Annotated in this window: 13 protein-coding genes; 5 read left to right on the top strand and 8 right to left on the bottom strand. The window is 71.3% G+C overall.

Annotated features, from left to right (window positions below; translation table 11 throughout):
• Positions 1 to 105: 105 nt before the first annotated feature.
• A complete protein-coding gene (locus ACFYVL_RS25685) occupies positions 106 to 1,548 on the bottom strand; it encodes a GuaB1 family IMP dehydrogenase-related protein (protein WP_389248639.1) in 1,443 nt (480 codons plus the stop codon).
• 278 nt (positions 1,549 to 1,826) lie between these two features.
• Positions 1,827 to 3,521: an ABC transporter family substrate-binding protein gene (locus ACFYVL_RS25680; protein ID WP_389248637.1), complete on the bottom strand. Its 1,695-nt coding sequence runs from the start codon at positions 3,519 to 3,521 to the stop codon at positions 1,827 to 1,829.
• A 282-nt stretch (positions 3,522 to 3,803) separates the two neighbouring features.
• Here ACFYVL_RS25680 and ACFYVL_RS25675 point away from each other — a divergent pair, with 282 nt between their 5' ends.
• The 3 genes from ACFYVL_RS25675 (at position 3,804) to ACFYVL_RS25665 (ending at position 8,011) form a co-directional block, all read left to right on the top strand.
• Positions 3,804 to 4,784, top strand: a complete 981-nt coding sequence (locus tag ACFYVL_RS25675; protein ID WP_389248635.1) for an ABC transporter permease — start codon at positions 3,804 to 3,806, stop codon at positions 4,782 to 4,784.
• Between the two features lie 72 nt (positions 4,785 to 4,856).
• Positions 4,857 to 5,879 (top strand): ABC transporter permease, encoded by a 1,023-nt coding sequence (locus ACFYVL_RS25670; protein ID WP_389248634.1) that lies wholly within the window; start codon positions 4,857 to 4,859, stop codon positions 5,877 to 5,879.
• Entirely contained in the window at positions 5,876 to 8,011 is a 2,136-nt protein-coding gene (locus tag ACFYVL_RS25665) for a dipeptide ABC transporter ATP-binding protein (RefSeq protein ID WP_389248632.1), read from the top strand. The genes ACFYVL_RS25670 and ACFYVL_RS25665 overlap by 4 nt, the downstream gene beginning before the upstream one ends.
• A gap of 128 nt (positions 8,012 to 8,139) precedes the next feature.
• On the opposite strand, the gene ACFYVL_RS25660 is transcribed toward ACFYVL_RS25665, so the two are convergent.
• The 4 genes from ACFYVL_RS25660 to fmt form a co-directional block, all read right to left on the bottom strand.
• Positions 8,140 to 9,153, bottom strand: a complete 1,014-nt coding sequence (locus ACFYVL_RS25660) for a sugar-binding transcriptional regulator (RefSeq protein WP_389248757.1) — start codon at positions 9,151 to 9,153, stop codon at positions 8,140 to 8,142.
• A 163-nt stretch (positions 9,154 to 9,316) separates the two neighbouring features.
• Complete coding sequence (gene rpe / locus ACFYVL_RS25655; RefSeq protein WP_389248630.1) at positions 9,317 to 10,003, bottom strand: ribulose-phosphate 3-epimerase; 687 nt, start codon at positions 10,001 to 10,003, stop codon at positions 9,317 to 9,319.
• A gap of 304 nt (positions 10,004 to 10,307) precedes the next feature.
• A complete protein-coding gene (locus tag ACFYVL_RS25650; protein WP_389248628.1) occupies positions 10,308 to 11,786 on the bottom strand; it encodes an RsmB/NOP family class I SAM-dependent RNA methyltransferase in 1,479 nt (492 codons plus the stop codon).
• A 34-nt stretch (positions 11,787 to 11,820) separates the two neighbouring features.
• Positions 11,821 to 12,762 carry a methionyl-tRNA formyltransferase gene (gene fmt, locus ACFYVL_RS25645; protein WP_389248626.1) on the bottom strand — a complete coding sequence of 314 codons (942 nt, stop codon included), beginning with the start codon at positions 12,760 to 12,762 and terminating at the stop codon, positions 11,821 to 11,823.
• A 315-nt stretch (positions 12,763 to 13,077) separates the two neighbouring features.
• Here fmt and ACFYVL_RS25640 point away from each other — a divergent pair, with 315 nt between their 5' ends.
• The gene (locus ACFYVL_RS25640) at positions 13,078 to 13,764 is read left to right on the top strand and encodes a hypothetical protein (protein ID WP_389248624.1); all 687 of its coding nucleotides are present in this window, start codon (positions 13,078 to 13,080) and stop codon (positions 13,762 to 13,764) included.
• A gap of 435 nt (positions 13,765 to 14,199) precedes the next feature.
• The gene (locus tag ACFYVL_RS25635) at positions 14,200 to 15,402 is read left to right on the top strand and encodes an IS110 family transposase (RefSeq protein WP_389248622.1); all 1,203 of its coding nucleotides are present in this window, start codon (positions 14,200 to 14,202) and stop codon (positions 15,400 to 15,402) included.
• 27 nt (positions 15,403 to 15,429) lie between these two features.
• On the opposite strand, the gene ACFYVL_RS25630 is transcribed toward ACFYVL_RS25635, so the two are convergent.
• A complete protein-coding gene (locus ACFYVL_RS25630) occupies positions 15,430 to 17,568 on the bottom strand; it encodes a primosomal protein N' (RefSeq protein ID WP_389248620.1) in 2,139 nt (712 codons plus the stop codon).
• 468 nt (positions 17,569 to 18,036) lie between these two features.
• Entirely contained in the window at positions 18,037 to 19,245 is a 1,209-nt protein-coding gene (gene metK / locus ACFYVL_RS25625) for a methionine adenosyltransferase (RefSeq protein WP_389248618.1), read from the bottom strand.
• Positions 19,246 to 19,293: the final 48 nt, after the last annotated feature.

Genomic DNA, 19,293 nt, shown 5'->3' with positions numbered 1-19,293 from the left:
TAGCCGCAGTTCACCGTCTGCGGCAGGCTATCGGGCCCACATGGCCGAAGGGCCCGCCTCCCCCGGAGGAGGAGACGGGCCCCGGCGCGGTCCGGGCGGGAGGCACTAGCTCCAGCTGGCGTGCAGCGGCTTGCCCTCGGCGTATCCGGCGGCGCTCTGCACGCCGACGATCGCCTTCTCGGCGAACTCCTCCAGCGAGGCGGCACCGGCGTAGGTGCAGGAGGACCGCACGCCCGCGATGATCGAGTCGATCAGGTCCTCGACGCCGGGGCGGGCCGGGTCGAGGAACATCCGCGAGGTGGAGATGCCCTCCTCGAAGACGGCCTTGCGGGCGCGGTCGTACGCGGACTCCTCGCTGGTGCGGTTCTTCACCGCGCGCGCGGAGGCCATGCCGAAGGACTCCTTGTACCAGCGGCCGTCGGCGGCCTGCTGGAGGTCGCCGGGGCTCTCGTAGGTACCGGCGAACCAGGAGCCGACCATGACGTTGGACGCGCCGGCGGCCAGCGCCATGGCGACGTCGCGCGGGTGGCGGACACCGCCGTCGGCCCACACGTGCTTGCCGTGCTTCTTCGCCTCGGCGGCGCACTCCATCACGGCGGAGAACTGCGGGCGGCCCACGCCGGTCATCATGCGGGTGGTGCACATGGCGCCGGGGCCCACACCGACCTTGATGATGTCGGCGCCGGCCTCGATGAGGTCCTTGACGCCCTCGGCGGCGACGATGTTGCCCGCGACGATCGGGACCTGCGGGTCGAGCGCGCGCACGGCCCTGACCGCGGCGATCATCGACTCCTGGTGGCCGTGCGCGGTGTCGACGACGAGCGTGTCCACGCCCGCTTCGAGGAGCTGCTTGGCCTTGCCCGCGACGTCGCCGTTGATGCCGACGGCGGCGGCGATGCGCAGCTTGCCCGCGGCGTCGGTGGCGGGGGTGTAGAGGGTGGCGCGCAGCGCGCCCTTGCGGGTCAGGATGCCCGCGAGGCGGCCCTCGGCGTCCACGGCGGGGGCGTAGCGGCGGTTGGCCGCGTCCAGCTTGTTGAACGCCTCGCGCGGGTCGATGCCGGCGTCCAGCAGCAGGAGGTCCTTGGACATGACCTCGGAGAGCTGGGTGAAGCGGTCGACCCCGGCCAGGTCCTGGTCGGTGACGACGCCCACGGGCCTGCCGTCCTCGTCCACGACGACACCGGCGTTGTGCGCGCGCTTGGGCAGCAGGGACAGCGCGTCGGCGACGGTCTGGCCGGGGGCCAGCACGATGGGGGTGTCGAGGACCAGGTGGCGGGTCTTGACCCAGGACACGACCTCGGTGACGACCTCGATCGGGATGTCCTGCGGGATGACGACGAGCCCGCCCCGGCGGGCCACCGTCTCCGCCATGCGGCGGCCGGCGATGGCGGTCATGTTGGCGACGACCAGCGGGATCGTGGTGCCGGTGCCGTCGGGGGAGGAAAGGTCGACCCCCTGGCGGGAACCGACCGCGGAGCGGCTCGGCACCATGAAGACGTCGTCGTACGTGAGGTCGTACGGCGGCTTGAGATCGTTGAGGAAGCGCACGCGCGGAACATCCAGTCGTTCGGTGTTGGCCCCGGGGCATTTCAGCCCGGGGGAAAACGCACGTACTCGATTGTCCCATGCCTGTCCGATTTTGTGCGCCCGGCGGATCGTCCAGGGCGGGACACCGGGAGCTGGCCGATGCTCCAAGATGCGCCGGAGCGGCTTCGGGCAGCGGAAAAGGCCCCGCCCCGCCCCTGCCGGGTGCGCGGCGGGGGCGGGGCGGGGCTCGCCGGGGGGGTGCGGGCGGCCGTCGGGCCGCCCGCACGCTCCGGTGGGGGTTACTTCATGTAGCCGACGCTCTTCCAGTCGACCGAGGCCAGACCCGGCGAACCGTAGTTGGCGAGCTTCTTCGGGGTGGCGATGATCGCCGGGGTCTGGAAGATCTCCAGCGAGTGGCCGGCGTCCCAGATCATCTTGTCGGCCTCGTTCTGGAGCTTCTGCGACTCCTCCGGGGTCTTCGCGGAGAGCGCCTCGCGGTACTTCGCCTCACCGCCCGGGATGACGACCTTGCCGTAGTTCTGGAAGATCTGGCCGCCCTTGGGGTCGCGGTAGATGCCGAACCCGTCGGAGGTGAGACCGGTGGCGCTGGTGAAGCGGAAGCCGGTGATGTCGAAGGCGCCCTTGTTGACGTACTTGTTGAAGTAGTCGTTGGCGGAGACCTCGTTGATCTTCATGTCGATGCCGACCTTCTTCAGCATCGACTGGGTGGCGGCGTCGCGCGCCTTCACCGAGGCGCTGGCGCCGGCACCGGTGACGTAGTTCAGCTCCAGCTTCTTGCCGTCCTTGGTGCGGACCTGGCCCTCACCCGCGGACTTCCAGCCGGCCTCGTCCAGGAGCTTTCCGGCGGCGGCGACGTCACCCTTGCCGTACTTGCCGGAGTTGTCCTGGTAGCCCTCCTGGTTCGGCATGTAGAAGTGGCTGCCGAGGGTCTTGAACTCGACCGGCAGGCCCTTGCCCGCGATGTCGGCCATGACCTTGTTGTCGACGGCCATCTGGACGGCCTGACGGACCTTGACGTCGGCGACGGGGCCGCCGGAGCCGAAGGTCATGTGGGTCTCGTCCCACGGGGAACCGATGCGGAAGTCGGTGTCCTTGGCGGCCTTGAGGCGCTTGTAGTAGTCGGCGTTGGACGCCGTGGTGACGTCGAGCTCCTTGTTCAGGAACGCGTCGATCTGCGCGTCGGGCTGCAGGACCCGGATGACGATCTTGTCGAGCTTGGGCTTCTCGCCCCACCACGCGGCGTCCGGCACCAGGGTGACCGTCTGCGCGGTCTTGTCCATCTTGCCGACCTTGAACGGACCGGCGGTGACGGGGATCTTCTCGACCCAGCCCTTGTTGAACTTGTCCGGGGTGTCGATGAACTTGGCCGGCATGAGCTGCCAGAACATGCCCTGCCACTGCGAGGTGAACTTCTTCATGGTGATGACGACCTCTTGGTCGTTCGCACCGGCCTTCACCGACTCGATGTCCTCGTAGCCGGTGGACTCGCTGATCAGGAAGTCCTTGTTGTCCTGACCCTGCGCCTTCCACATGGCCTCGAAGTCGCGGTAGCTCAGAGCCGTACCGTCCGACCACTTGGCCTTGGGGTTGATCTTGTACGTCAGGACCTGCTTGCCGCCCTTGTCGACCGACTCGGCGGACTCGATGTAGTCCTTGTCGGGGGTGATGACGCCCTTGGCGTCCACCTGCCAGATGCTCGGCAGCATCGGCTCGGCTATGGTGCGGCGGTCTCCCTGCGAACCTTCCACGTGGCTCGGGTTGTACTGCGTGATCCACTCACGAACGGCGATCCTCAGCTCGCCGCCCTGCTTGAGCGCGGACACCGGCTGCGGGTTGACCTCGGAGGCGTGGTTCGCGACGGCCTGCTTCTTCGGCTCGCCCTCGGACTTGTCGCCCGAACCGCAGGCGGAGAGGACCAGCGAAGCAGTCACGGTCGCCACGACAAAGGCGGCCGTTCTGGTGGAAGTGCGCATAGGAGGTCTCCTGAGTTACTAAATCTCACATAATGAGACGCGTCGGCCGCTGTTACCTGAGGGGGTCCGACTGCTGTTGATCCGGACAGTAAGCGCCTGAACTCCCCAAACTAAACATGTATCGGGAACCTTTACCTGATCGATACCGGCCAAGAGTCCTTTAATCGGATATCACGGCCCAGAATGTGGACATCGCGACGCACGTGCCTCACCACGTTCCGTCGCCTCCGCGGCAGCGCAGCCTGCGGAGTTCTTCCCCCTCTCAGGTCAGTTGGAGGTCCCGTGCTCGGCTTTCTGACGAAGCGGCTCGGCTATTACGTCGTGCTGCTCGTGGTCGCCGTCGGGCTGTCGTACGCACTCGCCTCGACATCCCTCACTCCCCGGTCGTACTTCGAGAACCGGAACCCGCGACCCGCGGCCACCGTGGTGGACAGCCAGCTCACGCAGCTCGGGATCAACGACAAGACGCCGCTGCCGGAGCGCTTCGGCGACTGGGCCTCCAACGTCGCCAAGGGCGACCTCGGCAAGACCATCAAGGACACCTCGGTCAACGAGGAGTTCGGTTCCCGGATCGGCGTTTCGCTCCGCCTCCTGCTGATCGGCACGATCCTCGGCACGGTGCTCGGCATTCTGTTCGGAGCCTGGGGCGCGATACGCCAGTACAAATTCTCCGACCGGGCAATGATGATCTTCTCCTTCCTGGTCATGTCGATGCCCATGCTGCTGGTGGCCGCGTTCATCAAGCAGGGCGCCATGTGGCTCAACAACACCATGGGCACCAACATCAAGTTCATCGGTGAGGGCGACACCACGCTCGCCGACGGCCTGTTCACCATGCTCCAGGAACGCGCGATCCACCTGCTGCTGCCGACCCTGGCGATCGTGGTCGTCACCATCGCCTCGTACAGCCGCTACCAGCGCAGCACCATGCTCGACGTGCTCGGCTCGGACTACCTGCGCACGGCCCGCGCCAAGGGGCTCTCGCGCAGCAGGGCACTGATGAAACACGGCCTGCGGACCGCGATGATCCCGATGTCCACGTTCTTCGCGTACGGATTCCTCGGCCTGTTCACCGGCGCCACCTTCACCGAGAAGATCTTCGGCTGGCACGGCATGGGCGAATGGCTGATCGACTCCATCACCAGCAACGACGTCAACTCCGTCGTCGCGTACAGCTTGTTCGCCGCCGTCATGGTGCTGCTCGCCGGCTTCGTCGCCGACATCCTGCATGCCGCTCTCGACCCGCGGGTCCGCAATGGCTAGCGGACACACCGTGCCCGCACGGACCGCCGACCGAGTCCAGACGAAGACCGTTGCGCAGGGAGCAGCACACCGATGACCACCGAAACCGCCACCGTCGCCGAGATCGCCACCGCGGCACCAACCGCCCCGCCCAGCCGCAGCAAGGTCGTCTGGGGCCGCTTCGCCTCCAACAAGGGGGCACTCGCCGGTTCCGTCGTCGTGGTGCTGCTGTTCCTGCTGGCCTTCCTCGGCCCGGTGTTCAGCCCGTACCAGTACACCGACGTCGACTACCTGGCCCTCCAGGAACCGCCGTCCGGCGCCCACCTGTTCGGCACGGACCAGATCGGCCGGGACATGTTCACGCTGACCGTGCGCGGTCTGCAGAAGTCCCTGCTGATCGGTCTGCTGGTCGCCCTGTTCTCCACGGTGCTCGCCTCGATCGTCGGCGCCTGCGCCGGGTACTTCGGCGGCTGGGTGGACCGGATCGCGATGTTCGTGGTCGACCTGATGCTGGTCTTCCCCGCGTTCCTGATCATTTCGATCATGTCCCCGATGTTCAAGGAGACCGGCTGGATCGCCTTCGTCGGTCTGCTCGCCGTCTTCGGCTGGATGATCACCGCCCGTGTGGTGCGCTCCATGACGCTCTCGCTGAAGGACCAGGAGTTCGTCCGGGCCGCCCGCTTCATGGGCGTCCACCCGTTCCGGATCATCCTGCGGCACATCCTCCCCAACATCGCCTCCTTCCTGATCATCGACGCGACCATCGCGGTCGGCGGCGCGGTCATGGCCGAGACGGGCCTGTCCTACTTCGGCTTCGGCGTGCAGTCCCCCGACGTGTCGCTGGGCACGCTGATCTCCACCGGTGAGGGCTCCGCGCTGACCCAGCCGTGGATGTTCTACTTCGCCGCCGGCCTGCTGGTGATCTTCGTCCTCGCCGTCAACCTGATGGGTGACGGGCTGCGCGACGCCCTCGACCCCACCTCCGACCGGATCTCCCGCAAGCAGCGCCGCGCCGTCGCCCGCGAGGCCAAGGCCGTCCGCGAGAAGGCCGCCGCCGCGCTCGCCGCGAACACCTCCCCCACTTCCGCCCACGAGACCTCCGGGAGCCGTGCGTGACCACCACCGCCAGCCCCTCCAACGCAGCCGCCTCCCTCCAGAAGGGCGAGCCGCTGCTCCAGGTCCGCGACCTGAACGTCAGCTTCCAGGGTCCGCAGGGCATCGTGCCCGCCGTCCGGGGCGTCGACCTCGAACTGCACCGGGGCGAAGTCCTCGGCATCGTGGGCGAGTCCGGCTCCGGCAAGTCCGTGACCTCGCTGGCCTCGATGGGCCTGCTGCCGGACACCGCGATCATCACCGGCTCGGTGAAGCTCGACGGGCAGCAGCTGCTCGGCGCCTCCGACCGGGAGATGAGCCGCATCCGCGGCAACAAGGTCGCCATGGTCTTCCAGGACCCGCTGTCCGCCTTCACCCCCGTGTACCGGATCGGCGAGCAGATCGTCGAAGCCCTGCGCACGCACACCGACATGTCGAAGGACAAGGCCGCGGCCCGCGCCGTGGAGCTGCTCGACCTGGTCGGGATACCCAACCCGAAGGCCCGCGCGCAGTCCTTCCCGCACGAGTTCTCCGGCGGTATGCGCCAGCGCGCGATGATCGCGATGGCCATCGCCAACGACCCGGCGGTGATCCTCGCCGACGAGCCGACCACCGCGCTCGACGTGACGATCCAGGCCCAGGTCCTGGAAGTGCTCAAGACGGCGCAGCGCGAGACCGGCGCCGCGATGATCCTGGTCAGCCACGACCTCGGCGTCATCGCCGGCACCGCCGACCGCATCGCCGTGATGTACGCGGGACGCGTCGTGGAGACCGGCACGGTCGACGACGTCTTCGAGCGCCCGCGGATGCCGTACACGCTGGGCCTGATCGGCGCCGTGCCGCGGGTGGACGAACCCTCCGAGGACGGTACGAAGGCGCAGGCCAAGCCCCTGGTGCCGATCCCCGGTGCGCCGAGCCCGCTGCAGGAGCTGAAGGGCGGCTGCGCGTTCGCCAACCGCTGCCCGATGGCGGAGGACCGCTGCCGCACCGAGGACCCGGTGCTGGACGGCGGCGACCACCGCGTCGCCTGCCACCGTACGGACGAGATCGTCGCCCGGAACCTCGGCCCCGTCGACATCTACCCGCTCCCCGAGATCCCGCCGGTCACCGAGGCCGCCGTGCCGCGCGCCGAGCGCGGCAGCGTGCTGCGGGTGACGGACCTGGTGAAGACGTTCCCGCAGTTCAAGGGCACCGCCTTCAAGCGCCGCGTCGGCAGTGTGTACGCGGTGGACGGCGTGGACCTGGACATCCGGGAGGGCGAGACGCTCGGCCTGGTCGGCGAGTCCGGCTCGGGCAAGTCCACGACGCTGTTCGAGATCCTCAACATGGCCAAGCCGGAGTCGGGTTCGATCTCCCTGCTCGGCAAGGACACCGGCGGGCTGAGCCGCGCGGAGCTGAACAAGCTGCGCTCCGCGATGCAGATCGTCTTCCAGGACCCGATGGCGAGCCTCGACCCGCGCATGCCGATCGCCGACGTCATCGCGGAGCCCATGCGGGCGCTGAAGATGCCGAAGGAGAAGATCGCCGAGGTCGTGCCGGACCTGCTCGCCAAGGTCGGGCTGAACCCGGACTACGCGCAGCGCTTCCCGCACCAGTTCTCCGGCGGCCAGCGCCAGCGCATCGGCATCGCCCGCGCGCTGTCGGTCGCCCCGCAGCTGCTGGTGCTCGACGAGCCGGTGTCCGCGCTCGACGTGTCCATCCAGGCCGGCGTGCTGAACCTGCTCCAGCAGCTGAAGGCGGAGATGGGGCTCTCGTACCTCTTCGTCTCGCACGACCTGTCGGTGGTCCGGCACATCGCCGACCGGGTCAGCGTCATGTACCTGGGCCGCACCGTCGAGGCGGGTGACGTGGACACCGTCTTCGACAACCCGCAGCACCCGTACACCAAGGCCCTGCTGTCGGCCGTGCCGGTGCCCGACCCCAAGCGGGAGCGCGAGCGGCAGCGGATCCTGCTGCCGGGCGACCCGCCGAGCCCGACGGACAAGCAGACCGGCTGCCGGTTCCGCGGCCGCTGCCCGGTGTTCCTGGCGCTGGGCGCCAAGGAGCAGGAGCGCTGCACCACGCAGACACCGGCGATGACCTCGCACGCCGAGGACCACGTCGCGGCCTGCCACTTCCCGGAGAAGAAGCCCGCGGCGGAGACCGTGGTCGGCTAGTCCGCCCCGAGTACGCCGAAGGGGCGCCCGGCATCGTGCCGGGCGCCCCTTTTCCCTTGCGTAGCGGCTGCCTCAAGGGTCCGGGCTTCCCCTGCGTACGGCGACAGCCTCGGTCGTACGCGACCGCCTCAGTCGTCCGGGTCGGCCCGGTCCAGTGCCGGACGGGGCGGGGTGCCGCCCGCGCTCAGCAGGTAGTCCGCGGCGGCGGTGTCGGTGACCAGGCTGGTGACCAGTCCGGAGCGGAGCACCGCGTCGATCGCCGCGGCCTTGCGCAGCCCGCCCGCGATCGCGACCACCTCGGGAATCCGGCGCAGCCGGTCCGCCTCGACGGTGATGCAGCGCTCGCCGAGGTCGCGGCCGACCCGGCGGCCCTCCGCGTCGAAGAGGTGCGCGGAGGTCTCGGCGGCGACGCCGAGCGAGGCGTAGTGCGCGCGCTCCTCGTCGGTCAGCATGTCGTGCACCGTCGAGATGCCCGGCTCCCAGGACCCGATGGAGACGCAGGCGACCGTGACCTTGTCGAAGTAGTCGAAGGCGCGGGCGATACCGGTCTGGTTGCGCAGGGCCGCCGCGGTCGCCGGGTCGGGCAGCAGCATCGGCGCGTAGATGGGGTGCGCCTCGCCGCCGGAGACCTGGGCGGCCCTGCGGACGGCCTCGACCGAGCCGCGTTCGGCCGTGCCCGCGTCGTACACACCGGTGAGCTGGACGACGGTGCACGGCGGCAGGTGGTGCAGGGCCGCGGCCATGTGGATGGTGGACCGGCCCCAGGCCAGCCCGAGCACATCGCCCTCGTTGACGAGTTCGCCCAGGAGGTCGGCGGCGACCTCGCCCAGGTTCTCCGGGTCGGGGGCGTCGTCGGCTGCGTCCGCCGGGGACTCCACGACCACCGCGTGCCGCAGCCCGTACCGGGCGCGCAGGGCGTCGGAGCGCTCCGCGTCGAGCTCGGCGGGCACCCGGATCTCGATCCGTACGAGATCGCGCTCCAGGGCGGTCTCCAGGACCCGGGCCACCTTGAAGCGGCTCACGCCGAACTCCTCGGCGATCTGGATCTTGGACTTGCCCTCCAGATAGAAACGGCGGGCCATGGCCGCCGCCTGCACCAGCTCAGCGGGTCCCATCCGCATGGCCGACCGACCCGCTGACATCGCAGACACCGCGATCTCCTTACCTCTGTTTCATGTTCACACCATGGTTCGTCGTTCATCCTGTCAGATGTGACGTACCTTGATCAGCCCTGAAGGGCCTCGTTCATTTTGCCTTCTTATTACCGTCGCCACAGGGCCGCGGCAACGGAACCGGCCGGACCCCTCAGTGCGCGCAGGCCCAGGATGCCTTGGCGGTCGCCTCGTCGGCCTGGTGACGCAGCATCCGGACGGCGGCGGCCGGGTCGTCGGTGTTGTAGACGGCGGAGCCGGCGACGAAGACGTCCGCACCGGCCTCGGCGCACCGCTCGATGGTGGAGGCGGACACTCCGCCGTCCACCTGGAGCCACAGTTCGAGTCCGTGCCTGGCGATCAGCTGCCGGGTCCGGCGGATCTTCGGCAGCATGATGTCGAGGAACGACTGCCCGCCGAAGCCCGGCTCAACCGTCATGATCAGCAGCATGTCCAGCTCGGGGAGCAGGTCCTCGTACGGCTCGATGGGCGTGGCCGGCTTGAGAGCCATGGAGGCACGGGCGCCCTTGGCACGGATCTCGCGCGCGGTGCGCACCGGGGCGGCGGCGGCCTCGGCGTGGAAGGTGACGGACCCGGCGCCCGCCTCCACGTACTGCGGGGCCCAGCGGTCCGGGTCCTCGATCATCAGATGGCAGTCCAGCGGGATGTCCGTGGCCCTGCTCAGCGACTCGACGATCGGCACCCCGAGCGTCAGGTTCGGCACGAAGTGGTTGTCCATGACGTCGACATGGAGCCAGTCGGCGCCCTCGACGGCCTTGGCCTCGTCGGCGAGCCGGGCGAAGTCCGCGGACAGGATGCTGGGATTGATCTGCGCTGCCATGCCCCAAGCCTGCCATGTTCCACGGCAGTTCCCCGACCGGGTGGCCCGCGGCGGGGGCCCGGAGAGGGTTCCGTCCTGGTTCGTACGGGGCCGGGCCCGGTCCGTACGCGGAGGGAGCGGCGCGCGGACGGCACGGGGCCCGGTTCCGCACGGGAACCGGGGCGGGACCGGTCGGGCTCCCACCGGCCGGGCTCCCGCGGGCCCGGCCGCCGCCCCCGCAGAGGCCCGAGCCGCCGGGGCCGCCTCCCGGACCGCCCCGGTCGGCCGGGGCGTACCGGCGGCGGCTGCCCGACGGCTCGCGCGCTCAGGCCGTCCGGCGCAGCAGCGCCAGGTACATCGCGTCGGTGCCGTGCACATGCGGCCACAGCTGTACGTCGGGGCCGTCGCCGAGTGCGGAGACACCGGGCATCAGGGGGCGGGCGTCCACCCACTCGACCTCGAAGGGCTCGTTGCCCGCGCCCTTGCCGCGGATGACGTCGTCGACGACGACCCGGGTCTCGGCGAGGTGCGGCGAGCAGGTCGCGTAGCCGACCACGCCACCGACCCGGACGGCCTTCAACGCCTCGCGCAGCAGCCCCCGCTGGAGCGGGGCGAAGCCCTCCAGGTCCTCCGGGCGGCGCCGCCAGCGCGACTCGGGGCGGCGGCGCAGCGCGCCGAGGCCCGAGCACGGCACGTCCATCAGCACCCGGTCGAAGGTGCCGGGCAGCCACGGCGGGCGGGTGCCGTCTGCGGCGATGACCTGGTAGGGGCCGGGGTTCCCGGCGAGCGCCTGCTCGACGAGCCGGGCCCGGTGCGGCTGCTTCTCGGAGGCCAGCAGCACCGCGCCCCGCTCGGAGGCGAGTGCGGCGAGCAGCGCCGCCTTGCCGCCGGGGCCCGCGCAGCCGTCGAGCCAGCGCCGGTCGGGGCCGTCCACGGGCGCGTTCGCGAGTGCGGCGGCGACCAGCTGACTGCCCTCGTCCTGGACGCCCGCGCGCCCCTCCCGCACCGCTTCCAGGGCGCCCGGTTCGCCGCCCTCGGCCATCCGGACCGCGTACGGCGACCAGCGGCCGGGCAGGCCGGACTCCTCGCCGAGCAGGTCGAGGAGTTCTTCCGTGGTGGAGCGGCCGGGCCGGGCGACGAGGGTCACCTCGGGCCGCTCGTTGTCGGCCTCCAGCAGGTCCTCGATGCCGCCCCGGCCGCCGCCCAGCGCGTCCCACAGGGCGGAAACGATCCAGCGCGGGTGCGAGTGGACGACGGCCAGGTGCTGCTCGGCGTCGTCCTCGTAGGGCGGAGCGACCTGTTCCACCCAGCTGTCGAGGTCCTGCCGGGAGATCTTCCGCAGGACGGCGTTGACGAACTTGGCCCGGCCCTCGCCGAGCACCAGCCGCGCCAGCTCGACGCTGGCCGAGACGGCCGCGTGCGTGGGGATGCGGGTGCCGAGGAGCTGGTGCGCGCCGAGCGCGAGCACGTCCAGGACGGGCGGGTCCACCTCGCGCAGCGGCCGGTCGATGCAGGCCGCGATGATCGAGTCGTACGTGCCCTGCCTGCGCAGCGTGCCGTAGACCAGCTCGGTGGCGAGTGCGGCGTCGCGCCCGTCGAAGCCCTCGTGCTGCTCACGGGCCTTCTTCAGCAGCGGCGGCAGCACCAGGTTGGCGTACGCGTCGCGCTCGTCGACGGCGCGCAGGGCCTCGAACGCGAGGAAGCGGACGGGGTCCTTCTGGGGCTTGCGGTGCGGCTTGTAGGGCTTGCGGGCCTGGCCGTTGCCGGCCTTCGCGCCGCTCTGCCGGGACTTCTGGTCGCTCAAAAGGTGCTCCGCTTGTCGAAAAGGTCGAACCCTCTCAGCGTACGTCCGCCTTGGTCAGCCGCTCGCCCGGGGCGATCCGCACCCCGCGCGCCCAGTCCGCCGCCTTCATCGGCTTCTTGCCCTGCGGCTGGACCCAGAGCAGTTCGACGGCGTGCGAGCCGGTGCCGACGTGGACGTTGTTCTTGCCGGCCGCCAGCTCGCCGGGCGCCAGATCGGTCCGCTCGGCGGCGGGCGCGGTCTGCACCAGCTTGAGCCGCTCGCCGCGGAAGACGGTCCAGGCACCGGGCGCGGGCGTGCAGCCCCGGACCACCCGGTCGACCCGCAGCGCGGGCGCCGCCCAGTCGACCTGGGCGTCCTCCACGGTGATCTTCGGGGCGAGGGTGATGCCGTCCGCGGGCTGCGGCACCGGCTTGAGGGTGCCGTCCTCGATGCCGTCCATGGTGGCCACCAGCAGCCCGGACCCTGCGAAGGCGAGCCGGGTCAGCAGGTCGCCGCTGGTGTCGGTGGGCCGCACGTCCTCGGTGACCACGCCGTACACCGGCCCGGAGTCGAGCCCCTGCTCGATCTGGAAGGTGGACGCGCCGGTCACCTCGTCGCCGGCCATCACCGAGTGCTGCACGGGGGCGGCGCCGCGCCACGCGGGCAGCAGCGAGAAGTGCAGGTTGACCCACCCGTGGGCGGGGATGTCCAGCGCGACCTTGGGCAGCAGCGCACCGTACGCCACCACCGGGCAGCAGTCGGGGCCGATCTCCCGCAGCCGCGCCAGGAACTCCTCGTCACGCGGCTTCACCGGCTTGAGCACCTCGATGCCCGCCTCCTCGGCCCGCTCGGCCACGGGGCTGGCGACGAGCCTCCTGCCGCGCCCGGCGGGGGCGTCGGGGCGGGTCACCACGGCGACGACCTCGTGCCGGGAGGCGATCAGGGCGTCCAGGGCGGGGACGGCGACCTCGGGGGTACCGGCGAAGACGAGCTTCATGGATGTACGAGCCTCTCGATCGGGCGGCTGAGTCGTGCACGCATTCCCCCGGGCTCCTGTGCGAGCGGTACGGCGGTACCTGCGCGAGGGGTACGGAATCGGGCAGCGCACCAGTCTATGGGCGTCGCCCGCCACTCGCCCCAGGGGGCGTACGCATGTCCGTGCGCCCCGCGCATATGCGGACACGCCCCTGGAGCGTGACCACAACGCCCGGTGGCGCGTTGGTCAAAAGAGATTGACCGAAACGGGTCACCGAAGAGGTGGCCCCGCCCTTCCTCGTCCTTCTTCATCAACGCCGGTTCGAGAGGCTTCTTCATGGCCGACCACGCAACCCACGACGCCCAAGCGCGGGCCAGCCTGCACCTGTTGGTACGGGACATCGAGCGGGTCCGCCGGCAGGTGGACGCACTGCGTACCCTCACCGCCCAGCTGGGCAATGTCTACCGCCCGCGCCGCTCCGGCCCCTCCACGGGCTTCGTCGTGTACGGGCGGGCCCCCGCCCCGACCGTCCGCCTCGCGCAGGAACTGCGGGACAGCGTCGAGACCCTGGTGACCGCCGCCGTGGACTTCGACCGCTCGCTCGGTTTCTCGTGGGACGCGGTGGGTTCGGCGCTCGGGGTCACCAAGCAGGCGGTCCACCGCCGCTACGGCGCGCGCCGGACGACTCCCCAGCCCACGGCCGCGTCCACCCCGGACCACACCACCACGGACCCCGCCGTCGTACCCCCCTCGCCCCACGCGCAGCACCCCGCCCCGCACTCCTCCTCCCACGCTTCCCCCCACCCCGCCCCGCACTCCTCGCCGCACTCCCCGGCCGCGTCGCCCACGGCGCCCGGCAGCACGGCGACCGCGACGGCCCCCGCCGGCACGCGGACGATGCCCGGAATCCTGCCCGCGGTCCCGGCGGCGCGCTCCATGCCGCCCCAGCCGACGGCCACGAGCCAGTCGCTCCGCGAGGAGTCCCGCCCCACCCCCACCTTCCCGGGCCCGCGCAACGGCTGACCCCACCACCCCACCCCGCTGCCCCCGCCACCCCCATGCCGGGGGCAGCCCCATGCCGGGGCCCCTGTGCCGGGCGTCCTATGCCGGGGCGGCCCCATGCCCGGGACAGCCCCCATGCCCCACGCTCCCCCTCCCCCTCACGGACTCACCCACTCACGGGCTCACTCCCTCACCCACTCCCACCACTTCCCCCCCCATTACCTTTTTCGTAGCCCCGCAACGGGGCGACCGGCCTTCGGAGTTGGCATGACTACCTCCCCTTGTCGAGTGCATGGCCCGGGGGGTGGTGTCACCAGCTCCGGAGGCGCTGACAGACCGCTGATTAGGGGCATGACCACCGGCCTTTCCCCAGGTCGGGAGGCTCTTCGTAATGTGGATGTGGCGGTCGGCGCCGTGGCAAGGCCGGGTGAACAGCACCACCGAAGGACGCTCGGCATGATCGATATCAGCGGCATCGACGTCTTCCTCGGCCTGGACGTCGGCAAGGGCGAACACCACGCCACCGCCGTCACCTCGGCCGGGAAGAAAGCCTTCGACCGGAGGCTGCCCAACAGCGAGCCCAAGCTCCGCGAGGTGTTCACCAAGCTGAAGGCCAAGCACGGAAGAGTGCTCGTCATCGTCGATCAGCCGGCCTCGATCGGGGCCCTGCCGCTGGCCGTCGCCCGCGCCCTGAACTGCGACGTCGCCTATCTGCCGGGGCTCACGATGCGGCGGATCGCCGATCTGTATCCCGGCGAGGCCAAGACCGACGCCCGCGACACGTTCATCATCGCCGACGCGGCCCGCTCGATGCCTCACACCCTCCGCGCGATCGAGGCCGACGACGAGACCGTCGCCGAGCTGGAGATGCTCGTCGGGTTCGACGACGACCTGGTCGCCGAGGCCAACCGGCTCTCCAACCGCCTTCGCAGCCTGTTCACGCAGGTCCACCCGCATCTCGAACGGGCCCTGGGCCCGCGCATGCAGCACCCGGCCGTCCTGGCCCTGCTCGAACGGTTCGGCTCCCCGGCCGAGATCCGCCAGGCCGGTCGGCGGCGGATCGCCACCACGATACGCCCGAAAGCGCCCCGGATGGCGGACCGTCTGACCGGCGAGATCTTCACCGCGCTCGACGAGCAGACCGTCACCGTCCCGGGCACCGACGCCGCCGCACTGATCGTCCCGAGCCTCGCCCGGTCGCTGGCCGCCGTGCTCGAACAGCGCCGCCTGCTGGAGAAACGACTCGAAGAACTGCTGGCGGCCCACCCTCTTTCCGCCGTCCTGACCTCGATGCCAGGAGTCGGGGTCAGGACCGCCGCCCGCCTCCTCATCGACGTCGGCGACGGCACCAGGTTCGCCTCCGCCGCCCACCTCGCCGCCTACGCAGGACTCGCCCCGACGACCCGCAGCTCGGGCTCCTCGATCCGCGGCGAACAGCAGTCCAGGAGAGGAAACAAGCAGCTCAAGAGGACCTTCTTCCTCTCCGCGTTCGCCGCTCTCTCCGACCCCGCCTCGCGCACCTACTACGACAAGAAGATCAAGGAGGGCAAGCACCACACTCAGGCCCTCCTCTGCCTCGCCCGCCGCCGGGCCGACGTCCTCTTCGCGATGCTCCGCGACGGCACCTTCTACCAACCACCAACCCCGATTGCCCCTTGACCAAAGTCATAGGGGTCCCCCCCCCACTCACCCGATATCCAGCGGATCCACCCTGATCCGCACCGGGTCCCCCGCCCCCCGCACCAACCGATCCACCTGCGCGTTCTTCAGCGCGGCCACCAGCTCCGGCCCGCTCCCCGGCGGCACCCGCAGCAGCGCCCGCTCCCACCGCTCCCCCACCGGAGGGTCCTCGCTGCGCCGGGGCCGCCCCGCCTCCACGACCGGCAGCGGCACCGGCCCCAGCACCTCCGCGTCCGGCGGCAGCGCCACCGCGGAGAGGAAGTTCTCCACCGCCTCGGGACGCCCGCTCAGGGCCGCCATCCGCGAAACCGGCGGGAAGGACAGCTCGGCGCGCTCCGCCAGCTCCCGCAGCGCCTGCCCGACGGGGTCCCACCGCACCAGCGCCTGCACGGGCCGCAGCGTCGGCTCGGCGACGATCACCACGGTGCCGCCCTCGCCCCGGCCCCGTACCAGCGAGGCCGCCGCGATCCAGCGCCGCAGCGCCTCCTCCTCGGCGCGCAGGTCGGAACGCCCGAGCATGGCCCATCCGTCCAGCAGCAGCGCCGCCGCGTACCCCCGCTCGGCAACGGGCTCCGCGCCCGGTGTGCTGACCACGAGGGCGGGGCCGTCGGGCACCGCGTCCAGGACGTGGTCGCGGCCCGAGGTCCGTACCGGCACACCGGGGAACGCCCGGCCCAGCTCCTCCGCGGTACGCCGCGCCCCGACCACCGTGGCCCGCATCCGGGCGAAGCCGCACTCGGCGCAGTGCCATCCCGCGGCGTCCCGGCCGCACCAGCCGCAGTGGAGTTCCTGCTGGTCGGCGGCCTCCAGCGGGCCCGCGCAGTGGGCGCACCTGGCGGGCGTACGGCACCGCTCGCACGCCAGCCGGGGTACGTAGCCCCGCCTCGGCACCTGCACCAGCACCGGCCCCGTGCGCAGGCCCTCCCGCGCCACCTGCCAGGCGAGGCTGGGCAGCCGGGCCGTCCGGGCCGCGCCGTCCCGCGCGACCTCGGCGTCGCCGACCGTACGGATCAGGGGGGCGGCGGTCTGCACCTGTTCGCGGGCGGCGACCAGCGGACGGGCCCAGCCGCGCTCGACGAGCTGCGCGGCCTCGACGGTGCAGCTGGTGCTCCCGAGCAGGAAGCCGCACCGGCTGCGCTGCGCCCGCAGTTCCAGCACCTCCCGCACATGGGGGTGCGGGGCGTGGTCGTCGCTGTGGCTCGCGTCCCCGTCGTCCCAGATGACGACCAGTCCGAGGTCCTTCACCGGCGCGTACATCGCGGCCCGGGTGCCCACCACGGCCCGCACCGATCCGCGCCGCACCGCCAGCCACTCCCGGTAGCGCTTCTGCGCCCCGGCGTCGGCGGTCAGCAGGGTGTGCCGGCCCTTGCCGAGCAGCGCGGTGAGCGCGGCGTCCACCCGCGTCGCGCTCCGCCCGTCCGGCATCACGACGAGGACCCCCCGCCCGGAGGCGAGGGTGGCGGCGGCGGCCCTGGCGAGCTCGTCCGGCCAGTGGGCCCCGGGCAGCGCGGTCCACACGGCCCGCGGCGCACCGCCCCGCGCGAGCTCCCGCAGGAACGCGGGCCCCTGCGCGTACCGCTCCCAGGTCCCGGCGTCGGGCGCCTGCGGCGGCGGCAGCGGAGCGGGCGAGGGCCGCTCCTCGGCGGCCTTGTTGCGGGGCGGGATCGCCAGCTGGAGCACGTCGGCGAGGCTGCCCGCGTACCGGTCGGCGACGGCCCGCGCCAGTTCCAGCAGTTCGGGGCTGAGCACCGGCTCCGGCGAGACGACGTAGGCGAGCGCGGCCAGCGGACCGTTGTAGTCCGACTCCTCCAGCCGGTCGACGATGAAGCCGTCGATCATCCCCCCGCCCTCGCGCCGCCCCTCGCGCACCCGGTGCGCCCCGGCCCCGAACCGCACCCGCACGCGCACCCCGGGCTGCGCGTCCGCGTCGAGCTCCTCGGTGACGGCGTAGTCGAAGTACTTGTCGAGGTGCAGCACCCCCTTGTCCACGAGCACCCGCGCCACCGGCTTCTCCTTGGCCAGCGGCGCCCCGCGCCAGGTCCGCGGCTTGGCCTTCGGAACCTTCGCCTCCCGCACGATCTCCCGAAGCAACGCCAACTGCTCCGGCTCCTGTGCCTCCCGCCCCTGCTCATCGTCGCTGCTCACAGCCAAATTCCTACCAGACGTCACTGACACCGCAGCCCCGCTCGCCCCGGGCCGGGCGGACGTTCGGGCACCCAGAAGCGGATCACTTCCCTCCGCTTCCGGCAGTGGGAAGCTCCGTCGCCGCCGCCCCGCTCGCGGACCGAACGCCGCGCTGCCGATCTCCGTCCCGGGCCGGTGCGCCCGCTGGCCCCTCGACGCCTGTCCGGTGGCGGTCGTCGTGCTGCGCGCCCTGCAGACGCCGCTGGTCGCGTTCTCGTCCCGCCGGCGAGACCCGTTCCTGCCCGAGGTGCCGCGCGCGCGGACCTGCCGGTGCCTCCGCCGGAGCGGCGGGAGATCCGCGTGCAGGACTTCGCCCTGCGCCACAACCGCCACACGCGAACAGGACACCCCGGGAAACACCGCGGCCCCGAACCGCGTCGTGCGCGGTCCGGGGCCGGAGGGGCTTCGTGGTGCGTGGGTGCGTACGTACTAGACGCCCGCGGCCTTCTTCAGTGCCTCCACGCGGTCCGTGCGCTCCCAGGTGAAGTCGGGCAGCTCGCGGCCGAAGTGGCCGTAGGCGGCGGTCTGGGAGTAGATCGGGCGCAGCAGGTCGAGGTCGCGGATGATCGCGGCCGGGCGGAGGTCGAAGACCTCGGCGATGGCGTGCTCGATCCTGTCGGTGTCGATCGTGGCGGTGCCGAAGGTCTCGACGAACAGGCCGACCGGCTCGGCCTTGCCGATCGCGTAGGCGACCTGGACCTCGCAGCGCGAGGCGAGACCGGCGGCGACGACGTTCTTGGCGACCCAGCGCATCGCGTACGCGGCGGAGCGGTCGACCTTGGACGGGTCCTTGCCGGAGAAGGCGCCGCCGCCGTGCCGGGCCATGCCGCCGTACGTGTCGATGATGATCTTGCGGCCGGTCAGACCGGCGTCGCCCATCGGGCCGCCGATCTCGAAACGGCCGGTCGGGTTGACCAGCAGGCGGTAGCCCTCGGTGTCGAGCTTGATGCCGTCCTCGACGAGCTGCTTGAGGACGTGCTCCACGACGAACTCGCGGATGTCCGGAGCCAGGAGCGACTCCAGGTCGATGTCGCTCGCGTGCTGCGAGGAGACGACGACCGTGTCGAGGCGGACGGCCTTGTCGCCGTCGTACTCGATGGTGACCTGGGTCTTGCCGTCGGGACGCAGGTACGGGATCGTCCCGTTCTTGCGGACCTCGGACAGACGGCGGGAGAGCCGGTGCGCGAGGTGGATCGGGAGCGGCATCAGCTCCGGGGTCTCGTCGCAGGCGTAGCCGAACATCAGGCCCTGGTCGCCCGCGCCCTGCTTGTCCAGCTCGTCCTCGTCGCCCTCGACCCGCTTCTCGTAGGCGGTGTCGACGCCCTGCGCGATGTCCGGGGACTGCGCGCCGATGGACACCGACACGCCGCAGGAGGCGCCGTCGAAGCCCTTCTTCGAGGAGTCGTAGCCGATGTCGAGAATCTTTTCGCGCACGAGCTGCGCGATCGGCGCGTACGCCTTGGTGGTGACCTCACCGGCGACGTGCACGAGGCCCGTGGTGATGAGGGTCTCCACGGCGACCCGGGAGGTCGGGTCCTCCCGCAGGAGCGCGTCGAGGATCGTGTCGCTGATCTGGTCAGCGATCTTGTCGGGGTGGCCCTCGGTCACTGACTCCGAGGTGAAGAGACGACGGGACACAACGCTCCCTGGGGTTGCAGCGGCTGCTGGCTGATCATTGGCGGACCT

Origin of the sequence: Streptomyces sp. NPDC004111, from assembly GCF_042874215.1 — a bacterium.
Classification (GTDB): Bacteria; Actinomycetota; Actinomycetes; order Streptomycetales; family Streptomycetaceae; genus Streptomyces.
This window is presented reverse-complemented; position numbering and strand designations above follow the sequence as displayed.

What these genes read in the sequence shown, in the direction of transcription:
- ACFYVL_RS25680 (WP_389248637.1), bottom strand. Translation starts at nt 3,521, where the DNA reads ATGCGCACTTCCACCAGAACGGCCGCCTTTGTCGTGGCGACCGTGACT.
- ACFYVL_RS25670 (WP_389248634.1), top strand. Translation starts at nt 4,857, where the DNA reads ATGACCACCGAAACCGCCACCGTCGCCGAGATCGCCACCGCGGCACCA.
- ACFYVL_RS25660 (WP_389248757.1), bottom strand. Translation starts at nt 9,153, where the DNA reads ATGTCAGCGGGTCGGTCGGCCATGCGGATGGGACCCGCTGAGCTGGTG.
- rpe (WP_389248630.1), bottom strand. Translation starts at nt 10,003, where the DNA reads ATGGCAGCGCAGATCAATCCCAGCATCCTGTCCGCGGACTTCGCCCGG.
- fmt (WP_389248626.1), bottom strand. Translation starts at nt 12,762, where the DNA reads ATGAAGCTCGTCTTCGCCGGTACCCCCGAGGTCGCCGTCCCCGCCCTG.
- ACFYVL_RS25640 (WP_389248624.1), top strand. Translation starts at nt 13,078, where the DNA reads ATGGCCGACCACGCAACCCACGACGCCCAAGCGCGGGCCAGCCTGCAC.
- ACFYVL_RS25635 (WP_389248622.1), top strand. Translation starts at nt 14,200, where the DNA reads ATGATCGATATCAGCGGCATCGACGTCTTCCTCGGCCTGGACGTCGGC.